This is a genomic window from Acidimicrobiia bacterium, assembly GCA_036271555.1.
In the GTDB taxonomy this organism is placed as follows: domain Bacteria; phylum Actinomycetota; class Acidimicrobiia; order IMCC26256; family PALSA-610; genus DATBAK01.
In genome coordinates this window covers 17103-30410 of the sequence record DATBAK010000062.1, presented here as the reverse complement: position 1 = coordinate 30410, position 13308 = coordinate 17103, and the positions used below count along the sequence as shown (strand labels likewise).

At 70.0% G+C, this 13308-nt stretch carries 12 protein-coding genes; all 12 read left to right on the top strand.

Annotated elements, in window-relative coordinates:
• Positions 1–84 precede the first annotated feature (84 nt).
• The 12 genes from ruvC to VH914_15085 all read left to right on the top strand — a co-directional run bounded on the left by ruvC (position 85) and on the right by VH914_15085 (position 13279).
• On the top strand, positions 85–672 hold the full coding sequence (ruvC, locus tag VH914_15140) for a crossover junction endodeoxyribonuclease RuvC (GenBank protein HEX4492541.1): 588 nt from the start codon (positions 85–87) through the stop codon (positions 670–672).
• On the top strand, positions 669–1259 hold the full coding sequence (ruvA, locus tag VH914_15135) for a Holliday junction branch migration protein RuvA (GenBank protein HEX4492540.1): 591 nt from the start codon (positions 669–671) through the stop codon (positions 1257–1259). Before ruvC ends, ruvA begins: the two co-directional genes overlap by 4 nt.
• Complete coding sequence (gene ruvB, locus VH914_15130) at positions 1252–2289, top strand: Holliday junction branch migration DNA helicase RuvB (GenBank protein ID HEX4492539.1); 1038 nt, start codon at positions 1252–1254, stop codon at positions 2287–2289. Before ruvA ends, ruvB begins: the two co-directional genes overlap by 8 nt.
• 13 nt (positions 2290–2302) lie before the next feature.
• Entirely contained in the window at positions 2303–3019 is a 717-nt protein-coding gene (locus tag VH914_15125; GenBank protein HEX4492538.1) for a crotonase/enoyl-CoA hydratase family protein, read from the top strand.
• Positions 3020–3138: 119 nt separating this feature from the next.
• Positions 3139–3432 (top strand): preprotein translocase subunit YajC, encoded by a 294-nt coding sequence (yajC, locus tag VH914_15120; GenBank protein HEX4492537.1) that lies wholly within the window; start codon positions 3139–3141, stop codon positions 3430–3432.
• A gap of 7 nt (positions 3433–3439) precedes the next feature.
• Positions 3440–5086, top strand: coding sequence for a protein translocase subunit SecD (gene secD / locus VH914_15115; protein HEX4492536.1), 1647 nt, complete (start codon positions 3440–3442; stop codon positions 5084–5086).
• On the top strand, positions 5083–6498 hold the full coding sequence (secF, locus tag VH914_15110) for a protein translocase subunit SecF (protein ID HEX4492535.1): 1416 nt from the start codon (positions 5083–5085) through the stop codon (positions 6496–6498). The genes secD and secF overlap by 4 nt, the downstream gene beginning before the upstream one ends.
• Before the next feature lie 136 nt (positions 6499–6634).
• A complete protein-coding gene (locus VH914_15105) occupies positions 6635–7162 on the top strand; it encodes an adenine phosphoribosyltransferase (protein ID HEX4492534.1) in 528 nt (175 codons plus the stop codon).
• Positions 7163–7268: 106 nt separating this feature from the next.
• Positions 7269–9485 carry a bifunctional (p)ppGpp synthetase/guanosine-3',5'-bis(diphosphate) 3'-pyrophosphohydrolase gene (locus VH914_15100; GenBank protein ID HEX4492533.1) on the top strand — a complete coding sequence of 739 codons (2217 nt, stop codon included), beginning with the start codon at positions 7269–7271 and terminating at the stop codon, positions 9483–9485.
• 94 nt (positions 9486–9579) lie between these two features.
• The gene (locus VH914_15095; GenBank protein HEX4492532.1) at positions 9580–10920 is read left to right on the top strand and encodes a prepilin-type N-terminal cleavage/methylation domain-containing protein; all 1341 of its coding nucleotides are present in this window, start codon (positions 9580–9582) and stop codon (positions 10918–10920) included.
• Positions 10921–10985: 65 nt separating this feature from the next.
• Positions 10986–11582, top strand: a complete 597-nt coding sequence (locus tag VH914_15090) for a hypothetical protein (protein HEX4492531.1) — start codon at positions 10986–10988, stop codon at positions 11580–11582.
• On the top strand, positions 11579–13279 hold the full coding sequence (locus VH914_15085; GenBank protein HEX4492530.1) for a hypothetical protein: 1701 nt from the start codon (positions 11579–11581) through the stop codon (positions 13277–13279). Before VH914_15090 ends, VH914_15085 begins: the two co-directional genes overlap by 4 nt.
• Positions 13280–13308: the final 29 nt, after the last annotated feature.

The window sequence follows — 13308 nt, the reverse complement described above, 5'->3', positions numbered from 1 at the left end:
GGAAGTTGCGCATTCGCGACGAACGGATGGCGGGCGCGCCCTCGGTCCGCGGCGCGCGCACCGGAGCACCGTAGGATCGAACCCGTGTTCGCCTCGGAGGGCTCGCCGGAGGGCCCGATCCTCGGCATCGACCCCGGCCTGTCGCGCTGTGGCTACGGCGCGGTGATCGGCCCGGCATCGCAGCTGCGCGCGGTCGCGTACGGCGTGCTGCGCACCGATCCGCAGTGGCCGCTGCCCGAGCGGCTCGCGGCCCTCGAAGCCGACCTCGAGTCGTTGGTGCGCGAGCTCACGCCCAGCGCGGTCGCGGTCGAGCGCGTGCTGTTCCAGGTCAACGCGCGCACCGCGATCTCGGTGGGGCAGGCGAGCGGCCTCGCGCTCGCGGTCGCGGCGCGCGCCGGCCTGCCGGTCGTGCAGTACAGCCCGAACGAGGTGAAGCTCGCGGTCACGGGCGACGGCGCGGCCGACAAGCTCGCGGTGCAGACGATGGTGACGCGCCTGCTCGATCTCGCGAGCACGCCGAAGCCTCCCGACGCGGCCGACGCGCTCGCGCTCGCGCTGTGTCATTCGTGGCGCGCGCGCTTCGATCGCGAGCGCGACGCGCATCCCGCGGCTGCGGCGTCGTCGCGGCTTCAGGCTGCGATCAACCGCGCGCAGCAGAAGGCGGAACGATGATCGGTTCGATTCGAGGCACCGTGCTCGAGCGCACGCCGACCGGCGACGTGCTCGTCGAGGTCGGCGGCGTCGGCTACCGGGCGTCGGTGCCGGTCGGCGCGCTCATGTCGCTCTCGCCCGGCGACAAGACGTTTCTCTTCACGCACCTCCACGTGCGCGAGGACGCGATGGTGCTCTTCGGCTTTCCGACGCGCGACGAGCGCGACACCTTCGAAGCGCTCATCAACGCGACGGGTGTCGGCCCGAAGCTCGCGCTCGCGATCCTCGGCGTGCACTCGCCCGACGCGCTCCGCAGCGCGCTCGCGACCGACGACCTCGACGCGCTCGTGCTCGTGCCCGGTGTCGGCAAGCGCACCGCGCAACGCCTGCTCATCGAGCTCAAGGCGCGCCTCTCGGTACCCGACTTGGATCTCGGCGAAGGTGTCGTGGCGGCCGGACCGCGCGCCGAGGTGCGCGATGCGCTCGGTGGGCTCGGCTACTCGCCCGACGAGGTGCGCGAGGTGCTCGCGGGCCTCGACGACGAAACCCCGGTCGAGACGTTGCTGCGCGAGGCCTTACGCCAGTTGAGGCCGGCCGCCCGTGCGTGACGAGTTGCTCGATCCCGCGGAGGATCCAGTCGAGGCGACCGACGACGCGACGCTGCGCCCGAAGCGGCTCTCGGAGTTCGTCGGGCAACCGGTGCTCAAGCAGCAGCTCGAGACGATGCTCGGCGCGGCGCGGGCGCGCGGTCAGGCCGTCGACCACTTGCTGCTCGCGGGTCCGCCCGGACTCGGCAAGACCTCGCTGGCGGGGATCGTCGCGGTCGAGATGGGCGCGCGCATGCAGCCGACGTCGGGACCCGCGCTCGAGCGCGCCGGCGACCTCGCCGCGGTGCTCACGAACCTCGACGACGGCGACGTGCTCTTCATCGACGAGGTGCACCGGCTGCCGCGCACCGTCGAAGAAGTGCTCTATCCCGCGATGGAGGACTTCCACCTCGACATCGTGATCGGCAAGGGCCCGACCGCGCGGTCGATCCGGCTCGACCTCCCGCGGTTCACGCTCGTCGGCGCGACGACGCGCACGGGACTCATCACGGGACCGCTGCGCGACCGCTTCGGCTTCGTCGCGCGGCTCGACTACTACGGCGAGGACGACCTCGCCGCGATCCTGGCTCGGTCGGCGACGATCCTCGGAGTGCAGATCGGCACCGAAGGCGCACGCGAGATCGCACAGCGGTCGCGCGGTACACCGCGCATCGCGAACCGGCTCCTGCGGCGCGTCCGCGACTTCGCGGAGGTGCACGGCGACGGCACGGTCTCGCTCGACGTGGCGCGCGCCGCGCTCGAGCTGTTCGAAGTCGACGGGCTCGGGCTCGACAAGGTCGACCGCGCGATCCTCGGCGCGTTGTGCCGCACCTTCGGCGGCCAGCCGGTCGGGCTCAACACGCTCGCGGTCGCGGTGGGGGAGCAGCCGGAGACGGTCGAAGACGTCTACGAGCCGTTCCTCATGCAGTGCGGGCTCCTCCTGCGCACGCCTCGGGGTCGCGTGGCGACACCGCTCGCGTTCGCACACGTCGGGTTGCCGATCGCACGGTCGGGCGGGGAGACTCCCGGGCTGTTCGGACCCGACCGATAGCGGAGGCGTTCCCGTGGCCGATGCCGCGCCCGTGACCGAGGAAGTGCACGGCAAGGCGCTCGTTGCGACGATCGCGCACGGCAAGGCGAACGCGCTGTCCTCAGACGTGCTCGCGCGGCTCGGCGCCGCGCTCGATCGCGTCGAGCAGAGCGGGGACGACGGTCCCGGCGCGCTCGTCGTCACCGGCACGCCCGGGATGCTGTCGGGCGGCTTCGACCTCGCCGTGATGCGCGCGGGTCCGAAGGAAGCGGGCCGGCTCGTGACCGAGGGCGGCGCGCTGTTCACGCGCTTCTTCTCGTCGCCGGTGCCGGTGCTCGTCGCCTGCACGGGTCACGGCATCGCGGCGGGCGCGCTGCTGATGCTCGGCGCCGACTACCGCGTCGGCGCGGCCGGCGCGTTCCGCATCGGCCTCATCGAGACCCAGCTCGGCATGGTGCTCCCGCGTTGGGCGACCGAGCTCGGTGAGGAGCGGCTCAGCCGCCGGCACTTCCAGCAGGCGACGGTGGGCGCGCGCATCTACGACCCCGAGGCGGCGCTCGACGCGGGCTTCCTCGACGCGGTGGTGCCGCCCGAGCGCGTGCTCGAAGCCACGCTCGAGGAGGCCGAGCGCTGGGCCGCGCTGCCCCGGCCGGCCTATGCGGGCCAGGTGAAGATGAACCGAGGCCCTCGCATCGCGGCCCTCGAAGCCGCGGTCCAGGCCGATCACGACCTCGTCTTCGACGTCCCGTAGTACCGGTCGCGCCCGTGCGCGAACCGCCGGGCCGCCGGAGCGGCGGCGGATCGAAGCGCTAGGCTCGTCGCGCTCCGGTTCCAGCACTCCTGCCGTCGAAGTCGGTGATTTTCCGTCCTGTGGCTGCCTTCCTCTACCTGGCCGTGGTCGTCGTGGCCTGCGTCATGTTGTTCGTCGTGCTGCCCCGTCGGCGGCTCCGGGCGGTCGAGACGCTCCAGAACCAGCTCGCCGAGGGAGACGAGATCATGACCACCGGTGGCCTGTTCGGGCGGATCACCCGCCTGGAGCAGGACTCCTTCGACCTCGAGGTCGCCCCCGGCACCGTCGTCCACTTCGCGCGGGGCGCGGTCGGCCGGCGGATCGGGAGCCCTTCCGAGCCCGACCCTACGTCGGCCGACGAAACGTCCGACTGAGGTCCACGTGCGCCGTCAGATCTGGCTCCTCGCCCTCACCGTCGTCCTCATCGTGGCGGCGTTCTTCGGGACGCTGTTCGGGAACAGCCGGCCCCAGCTCGGGCTCGACCTCCAGGGCGGCATCTCCGTCGTCCTCTTCCCGGTGAAGGGCTCCGACCTCTCGACGCTCGACACCGCGGTGCAGATCATCACGAACCGGGTCGACGCCCTCGGCGTCGCCGAGCCCGAGGTGAACCGCCAGGGCAACTCGATCGTCATCAACCTGCCCGGCGCGAGGAACCGCACCCAGGCGCTCTCGCTCATCGGACGCACCGCGCAGCTCGAGTTCCGCGTCGTGCAGGGCTTCGTCCCGTTCTCGCAATCGCTCAGCACGGGCACGACCACCACGGTCGCGGGCGCGACGACCACGACCGCGAAGGGCACCACGACGACGACCGGCGCGCCCACGACGACGGCCGCGATCAGCTCGCCGTCGACCACCGCGAAGAAGGGCGCGCTCGGCAAGACGCTCGACCTGAAACCCGTGTCGTACACGCGCAGTGCGGCGGCCGCGACCACGACCGCGGCGCCGACGACGACGACGAAGCCTGCGGCGACCACCACGACGAAGCCGGGCTCGACGACGACGTCGACGCTCGCGCCGGGCACCACGTGCAAGTCGCTCCTCACGAAGACGTCGCAGCTCAAGGACAGCCAGCCCGCGGTGCTCCCGTCGAAATCCGACGACGCGAACCCCGGCTGCTACTCGGTGGGGCCGCTGCTGCTGAACGGCCGGCGCGTGAAGACGGCGCGACCCCTGTACGACTCGAGCCAGGGCGGCTGGACCGTCGAGGTCACGTTCCGCGGCGACGACTTCGTCACGCAGGTCGCGCAGCCCGATGTCGGCAAGCAGGTCGCGATCATCCTCGACGGCGTGGTGCTCTCGGCGCCGACGATCCAGCCCAACATCACGGGCAAGACCGTCTCGATCACCGGGAGCTTCAGCCAGGGTGAGGCGAGCGACCTCGCGCTGTCACTGAAGTACGGCGCGCTGCCGGTGCAGTTCGACCAGAAGCAGCAGACCGTCGAGAGCGTCTCGCCCGAGCTCGGCAAGGACCAGCTCAAGGCGGGCATCGCCGCGGGCCTCATCGGCCTCGGGCTCGTCGCGCTCTACATGATCTTCTTCTACCGGCTGCTCGGTCTCGTCGTGTGGCTCGGTCTCGGCCTCACCGGCATGATCTTCTTCGCGCTCGTGAGCTATCTCGGGCACGCGCAGGGCCTGACGCTCACGCTCGCGGGGGTGACGGGCATCATCGTGTCGGTCGGTGTCACCGTCGACTCGTACGTCGTCTATTTCGAGCGATTAAAGGACGAAGTGCGCACGGGCAAGACGATCCGCTCGTCGCTCGACACCGGCTTCCGGCGCGCCTTCCGCACGATCGTCGCGGCCGACCTCGTCTCGCTGATCGGTGCGGGTGTGCTGTATCTGCTCGCGGTCGGCTCGGTGCGCGGCTTCGCGTACTTCCTCGGGATCTCGACCGCGATCGACCTCGTTCTCGCGTTCTGCTTCATGCACCCGCTCGTGGCGCTGATGGCGCGCCGTCCCACGCTCGTGCGGATGCGCGGCATCGGGATCGCGAGCGGTCTCGACGTGGCGGGGGAGACGAACCTGTGAGCGGCGTCCGCGAGGGCGTGCCCGGGGTCGACCGCCGCCACCGGCCGTCGGACTTCTACCACGAGCACACGAACTTCCAGTTCATCAAGCGCTCGCGCCGCTACCTGATCATCTCGCTCGCCGTCGTCGTGATCAGCCTCGCGGGCTTGTTCATCCGCGGCCTCAACCTCGGCATCGACTTCAAGGGCGGCGTGTCGTGGGAGGTCAAGGCGCAGGGCATCACGCCGACGATCGCGGGCGCGCGCGACGCGCTGCGTCCGACCGGTCAGAACGACGCCAAGGTCACGATCCTGAGCCCGGCCAGCGGCGGCAAGAGCATCCGCGTGCAGGCGAAGCTGCTCCACGACCCGATCACCGACACCCAGGACGCGCTCGCGAGCGCAACCGGCACGGAGCCGGCCAACGTGTCGGTCGAGGTGAACGGCCGCAAGGGCTCGTTCTCGGTGTCGGGCGTGAAGAGCCCGGACAAGACCGCGATCGAGAACGCGGTGAAGAAGGTCGTCACCGGCACCGTGACCGTGAGCGGGACGACCGCGACGTTGTCGGTGCCGAAGATGCCGGCGAGCACGCAGGACGAAGTCACGGACGCGCTCGCGAAGTACGCGCACGTGAGCGTCAGCGACGTCACCCTCAACACGGTCGGTCCGACGTGGGGTGCCGAGGTGAGTCACAAGGCGCTCGAGGCGTTGATCTTCTTCTTCATCGTCCTCGCGCTGTACCTGACGATCCGCTTCGAGGTGAAGATGTCGTTCGCCGCGATCGTCGCGGTGCTGCACGACATCGCGTTCACCGTCGGTGTGTACGCGGTCGTCGGCTTCCCGGTCACACCCGCGACCGTCACCGCCTTCCTCACGATCCTCGGGTTCTCGCTCTACGACACCGTCGTCGTGTTCGACAAGATCCGCGAGAACACGCAGTCGGTCGCGATGATGGGCCGGCAGACGTACGGCGAGACCGCGAACCGGTCGTTGAACCAGGTGCTGATGCGCTCGCTCTCGACGTCGATCGTCGCGTTGCTGCCGGTCGCGTCGCTGCTCGTCGTCGGCTCGTTCATCCTCGGCGCGACGTCGCTCGAGGAGTTCGCGCTCGCGCTGCTCGCCGGTCTGTTCGTCGGGACCTACTCGTCGATCTTCGTCGCGACGCCGCTGCTCGTGTGGGCAAAGGAGCGCGAGCCGCAGTACAAGGCGATCAAGGAGAAGCGGGCGCGCCAGGTCGTCGAGCCGCCCGCACCGCGCGCGGCGCGTGTGCCGGTCAGCGTGGGTGCGCCCGCGGGCAACGGCGCCGAGGGCACGGAGCCGCAGGAGTCCGAGCCGATCCCGGCGCGCGATCGCGGGGTGGCGGGCCCGCCGGCGGTCGGGCGGTCGCCGATCGCGCCGCGACCGCGCCAGCAGCGGGGCCGCAAGCGCCGCTGAGCTTTCTGGTCGCACTCGCTTCGCTCGCCGCTCCTGACGCCTCGGTCTCCGGGTCGAGCGGGCCGCTCGGCGTCCCGCTCGTTCTGGCGGTTGCGAGGCTCCGGACCGCGAGCAGGCGCTTGTAGAATTGGGTCCGATGGACGCCGGTTGGCTGCAGGCTCATGTCCGCGACATCCCGGATTACCCGCGTCCGGGGGTCGTCTTCAAGGACATCACGCCCGTCCTCGCGGCGCCGGATGCCTTCACCGCGGCCGTCGACGCGGTGGCCGCGCCCTTCGCCGATCGCCGCATCGACAAGGTCTTCGGCATCGAGGCGCGCGGCTTCGTGTTCGCGGCGCCGGTCGCCTACCGCCACGCGGCGGGCTTCGTGCCCGTGCGCAAGGCCGGAAAGCTGCCGTGGGAGATCGAGCGCGCCGAGTACGAGCTCGAGTACGGCAGCGACCTCCTCGAGGTGCACCGTGACGCGGTCCAACCGGGCGAGCAGGTGCTGATCGTCGACGACGTGCTCGCGACCGGCGGCACCGCCGCGGCCGCGCTGACCCTCGCCGAGAAGCTCGGCGGCGAGGTCGTCGGCTTCGCGTTCTTCATCGAGCTCGCGTTCCTGAACGGTCGCGACCGCCTCGCCGGCCACAAGGTCGAGGCCGTCCTGGAGTACGAGTCGTGAGCCACGAGAGCGAGCTCACTCCCATCCCGCGTGTGGAGCGGCGAGCGCCCGCGGGTCGGGTATCCCGGCCCGCAGCGAGTGCGACCATGGGCGTGGAGAGCTCCTCATGAAGACGTCGACCTTGATCCCCACGTTGCCGCGGCGCCGGCAGCATCATCCCGAGGTCGACTCGGTCCTGCAGCCGCTGCTCGATTGCTACGTCGGTCGTCATCCCAAGGCCGACACGACGCTGATCGAGCACGCCTACGCGGTCGCGCGCGAGGCGCACGCGAATCAGGTGCGCCGTTCCGGCGACGCCTACATCACGCATCCCGTCGGTGTCGCGCTCGTGCTCGCCGACCTCGGTCTCGACGACATGACGATCGCGGCCGCGTTGCTGCACGACGCGGTCGAGGACACGCCGGTCACGCTCGAGGATCTCGAGGTCGAGTTCGGGTCCGACGTCGCGCGCATCGTCGACGGTGTCACGAAGCTGGAGCGCATCCACTTCGACTCGAAGGAGGCGCAGCAGGCCGCGACGATGCGGAAGATGCTCGTCGCGATGGCGAAGGACATCCGCGTCCTCGTCATCAAGCTCGCCGACCGGCTCCACAACATGCGCACGATCGCGTCGCTCCCGCCCGCGAAGCAGGAGCGCATCGCGCAGGAGACGATCGACATCTACGCGCCGCTCGCGCACCGGCTCGGCATCGGCGACGTCAAGTGGCAGCTCGAAGACCTCGCGTTCGCGGTGCTGCATCCTCGCCGCTACGCGGAGATCGAGCAGATGGTGGCGCAGCGCGCGCCGCTGCGCGAGGAGCAACTGGACGACGTGCTCGAGCAGGTGCGCTCGCGTCTCGCCGACCTGCACGTCGACGCGGAAGTCACCGGCCGGCCGAAGCACTACTGGTCGATCTACGAGAAGATGATCGTGCGGGGCAAGGAGTTCGACGAGATCCACGATCTCCTCGGCATCCGCGTGATCGTCGAGTCCGTGAAGGACTGCTACGGAGCGCTCGGCTCGATCCACGCGTTGTGGCGGCCGGTGCAGGGTCGCTTCAAGGACTACATCGCGATGCCGAAGTTCAACCTCTACCAGTCGTTGCACACGACGGTGGTGGGTCCGGGCGGCAAGCCGGTCGAGGTGCAGATCCGCACGCGCGAGATGCACCGCCGCGGCGAGTACGGCGTTGCCGCGCACTGGGGCTACAAGGAGCAGCGCAACCCGGCCGAGGACCTCGCGTGGCTGCAGCAGCTCGTCGACTGGCAGCAGGAGACGAGCGACCCCGCGGAGTTCATGGCGAGCCTGAAGGTCGACCTCGACCAGGACGAGGTCTACGTCTTCACGCCGAAGGGTCAGGTCGTGACGCTCGCGACGGGCGCGACGGCGATCGACTTCGCGTACGCGATCCACACCGAGATCGGTCACCGTTGCATCGGTGCGCGCGTGAACGGGTTGCTCGTGCCGCTCGACTCGACGCTCGGCTCCGGCGACTCGTGCGAGGTCTTCACGAGCAAGGCCGCGGGTGCGGGGCCGTCGCGCGACTGGCTCGCGATCGCGCAGACACCGCGCGCGCGGGCGAAGATCCGGCAGTGGTTCTCGCGTGAGCGCCGCACCGACGCGATCGAGACCGGCCGCGACGAGTTGGTGAAGGCGCTCCGCCGCGAGGGTCTGCCCGTGCAGAAGCTCCAGGCCGCGGGGGTGCTGCGCGGCATCGCCGAGCGGATGAACTACGGCGACCTCGAATCGCTCCAGGTCGCGATCGGCGAGAACCACGTCGCCGCGAAGACGGTCGCCCAGCGCGTGCATCGCGAGCTGCGCGGCGGCGAGGAGCAGATGCCGGTCACCGCGACCCGCCGGTCGCGTGGCCAGACCCGCCGCAGCGGTGTCGGCGTACACGTCGAGGGCCTCGACGACATCCTCGTGCGGTTGTCGCGGTGCTGCACCCCGGTTCCGGGCGACGAGATCATGGGCTTCGTCACGCGCGGGCGCGGCGTGTCCGTCCACCGCACCGACTGCGCCAACGGCGCGAGCCTGCGCACCCAGGTCGACCGGGTCATCGAGGTCGAGTGGGACCAGAACGCGCCGAGCGCCTACGTCGTCTCGATCGAGATCGAGGCCTTCGACCGGTCCCGGCTGCTGCGAGACCTGTCGGAGGTGCTGTCCGAGCACCACGTGAACATCCGGTCGTGCACGTCGCAGACGCAGTCGGACGCGATCGCCCGGCTGCGGTTCGAGTTCGAGCTCGCCGACCCCGGCCACCTCGACTCGCTCCTCTCCGCCGTGATCCAGGTCGACTCGGTCTTCGCCGCGAACCGCGTGCTGCCCGCTCGTCGCGGGTAGCCCCTCGCCGTTCCCGTCGCGCCGTCGTTGCGGCCGGCTCAACCGCGGGCCTCGCCGCGCCGATACCGCTCCGGACGGAACGAGGTCGCGGAGCGTGCGAGTCCACAACGGAGCCGGGGACGGTGCGGGGGTCGGCGACCGCTGCCGCGCGGCTCGGGCCCGGTTCCGAGGCTTCGCTCGCCGGGGTGAGGACGGTCTCACCCTGCTCGAGCTCGTCGTCGCCATCAGCTGCTTCGCCATCATCACCGGTGGGGTCGCGGCCACGATCGACTCGGGCCTGACGCTCACGCGCGACAACCGCGAGCGCTCCGTCGCCGCGAACCTCGCGAGCCAGGAGATGGACACCGTCCGCTCGATCCCGTTCACGTCGATCGCGCCGCGCACGGTCACGCAGAACGTCGACGGCACGAGCTACACGATCACGCGCGAGCTCACGTGGGTCTCGCGCACCGCGACGAACGGCCCCTGCGACGGCGCGAACCAGAACCCCGAGCTCTTGCGCGTGCGCGTCGTCGTCACGTGGCCGAACATGCGCGGGGTCGCGCCGGTGTCGTCGGACACGACGATGGCGCCCCCCATCGGCGCGTACAGCGCGAACTCCGGGCACATCGCGGTGAAGGTGCTCGACGGTGCCGCGGCCGGCGCGTTCGGCACCTCGGTGCAGATCACCGGGCCGACGACCAAGAGCCAGCCCACCAACGACGACGGCTGCGCGTTCTTCGCGTTCCTCACCCCGGGCACCTACACCGTTGCCCTGAACACGATCGGATACGTCGACCGGCAGGGTCTGCAGACACCGAGTCAGACCGTCAGTGTCACGAGCGGCAACGTCAGCAGCGTCCAGTTCGACTACGACCAGGCGAGCGCGCTGTCGCTCACGCTCGCGCCGAGCGCGGGCGGGACGCCGCCGAACGACCTCGCGATCTCGCTCGGCAACACGTCGTTCCTACCGACGGGCGTGCGGCTGTACGCGGGCACCGGGCTCACGCGCTCGATCGGCAGCCTGTTCCCGGCGGCCGACGGTTACACCGCGTGGGGCGGTTCCTGCGCCGACGCCGATCCCGAGGGCGACCAGGCGGGGAACGCAGGCCCGTACTGGCCCGGCGGCATGCGCCCCGCGCCGTTCGCGGCGCCCGCCGGCGGCACGACCACCGGAACGGTGCCGCTCGAGAGCGCCGCGCTCACCGTGATGGCGGGCGGCCTCCCCGTCTCGGGCGCGACCGTCGTCGCGACGCACGCGGCGGACTCGGTGTGCGCAAGCGGCGAGACGCACTCGCTGGGCACGACCGACGCGACCGGCGCGCTCACGACCGCGTTGCCGTACGGCACGTGGCAGCTGTCGGTGACCGGTCGCAACGCGCTGACCACATGGCCGTCGCTCGTGCTCGATCCGACCGCGACCACCACCCCGGCCGTCGAAGTGGACGTGCAATGAAGGTCGTCGCGCGCCTTCGCCGTCGTCTGCAGCGAGACCAACAGGGCTCGTCGATCCTCGAGCTCATGACGACGTTGCTCTTGCTCGGCGTCGTGATGGGCACGGTGATGACGGGCACGTTCTCGGCGAACAACGCGGTGATGGGCGCGTCGCTGCGGCTCGAGAACCTCGACCAGGCGCGCACGCTGATGGCGTCGTTGACGAAGGACGTCCGCACGGCCGTGCATCTGTCGGCCGGTACGTCGCCGTTCATCGTCGCCGACGCCAACCACGCGACGTTCTACGCGAACCTCAGCACGACGGGTGCGCCGAAGAAGGTCGACCTCGCGATCGACTCGCAGAGCCGGCTCATCGAGAAGGTCTGGAACGCCGACGCGGGGTCGAGCGCACCGAACTACACGTACACCGGCGCGGCGACGGTGCGCCTCGTCGGGCGCTACCTCGCGAACTCGGCCGCGGCCCCGCTGTTCACGTATCTCGACGACACCGGCGACGCATTGCCGAACACGCCGTTGAACGCGACCGACCTCCTCGCGGTCAACGCCGTGCAGATCGAGCTGGTCGTGAAGAAGAACGTCGCGACGCCCCTCAACGCGACGACGCTCCTCAACACCGTGCGACTGCCGAACCTCGACTACGACAACGACGTGAGCGGCTCGTGAGGTTTCCCCGACACCGCGACGAGAGTGGCTTCGCGCTCGCGACCGTGATGATCGTGTCGCTCATCCTGAGCATGCTCGCGCTCGCGACGGTCGACTACGCGGTGGGGTCGCAGAACATCTCGCATCACGACCAGAACTGGAACGCCGCGCTCGCCGCGGCCGAGGCCGGCATCGACGACTACATCTTCCGGCTCAACGAGAACGGCAACTACTGGCAGTACAACGCGGGGAATCTGCCGCCCGACGGGAACAAGGCGTTCATCCAGTACGTGGCGGTCGCGGGGTCGGCGACGAACTCGAAGTTCCGCTACGACGTCGACGCGTCGCTGCTCGCGGCGAGCGGTGTGATCGCGCTCACGTCGACCGGCCGGGTCGGCAACGCGGCGCGCAGCGTGCGGGTGACGCTCCGCCGCCGCAGTTTCCTCGACTACCTCTACTTCACGGACTTCGAGACCCAGGACCCTGCGCTGTACACGGGCACGCCGTTCACCGCGACGCAGGCACAGACGTACTGCGCGAAGTACTACTACGGGGGAATCGGCAACCAGCGCGACGAGCCGAGTCGCACCGACTTCGTCGGTGACAGCGACAGCAACAGCTCGTACTGCGGCGACATCTCGTTCGTCGGCAGCGACAAGCTGAACGGGCCCATGCACACGAACGACGCGTTCATGGTGTGCGGCAACGCGCAGTTCCTCGGGCACGTGACGACGAGTTGGACCGGCGCGAGCGGCAAGCTCTACCGCGACAACTGCCCGACGAGTCATCCGGTGTTCGCGGACCCCGGCGGCCCGACGTACGCGGCGCCGTTGACGATGCCGCCGACCAACTCGGCGCTCAAGTCGTACGTCGCCGCGGGGACGGGTGGCTGCCTCTACACGGGGCCGACGCGTATCAAGGTTTTGTCGAACGGTCAGATGACGGTGAAGAGCCCGTTCTCGAAGAACACGAACAACACGACCGCGGGTCAGTGTCCCAAGAACGGCACCGGAACGCTGCCCGCCGACGGCGTGATCTACGTGCAGAACGTGCCGTCGACGACGACGGATCCGAACTACACGAACGGTTGTCCGTACACCGTCAGCGACGGCGGCGGTGACAACCGCGCGCACCCACTCGGGCTGCCCGTGCACAACGACACGACGACCTACGGGTGTCGCAACGGTGACGTGTTCGTCGAGGGGACGCTCAAGGGCCAGCTCACGATCGCGTCCGAGAACAACATCGATATCACGTGGAGCCTGCAGTACAACTCGGGCGTCGCGGGCACCGATCTGCTCGGCCTGATCGCGAACAACTACATCGAGGTGTACCACCCGACGAGCTGCGCGGCCGGCGCGACGACGTCGTCGTGCAATCTCAGCGCGACCATCCCGGGTGAGACGCCCGCGCGCACGACCGCGAACACGTCGCCGACCATCCAGGCCGCGATGTTGTCACTGAGCCACTCGGTGCACGTGCAGAACTACGACCGCGGCGCGCCGCTCGGCACGCTGCACGTCGTCGGCGTGCTCGCGCAGCGCTACCGCGGCGCGGTCGGCACGAACTCGAACGGCACGATCATCACCGGCTTCTCGAAGGACTACACGTACGACCAGCGGCTGAAGTACCTGTCGCCGCCGTACTTCCTCGACCCCGTCGCGTCGCAATGGGGCGGTGTCACGTGGGCCGAGAACAAAGTGCCGACCGGGTATTAGGCGGCAATTGAGTCCGGGTCGGAGCGGCC

Coding starts and splice junctions, on each gene's coding strand:
- ruvA (HEX4492540.1), top strand. CDS start 669: ATGATCGGTTCGATTCGAGGCACCGTGCTCGAGCGCACGCCGACCGGC.
- VH914_15105 (HEX4492534.1), top strand. CDS start 6,635: ATGGACGCCGGTTGGCTGCAGGCTCATGTCCGCGACATCCCGGATTAC.
- VH914_15100 (HEX4492533.1), top strand. CDS start 7,269: ATGAAGACGTCGACCTTGATCCCCACGTTGCCGCGGCGCCGGCAGCAT.
- VH914_15090 (HEX4492531.1), top strand. CDS start 10,986: ATGACGACGTTGCTCTTGCTCGGCGTCGTGATGGGCACGGTGATGACG.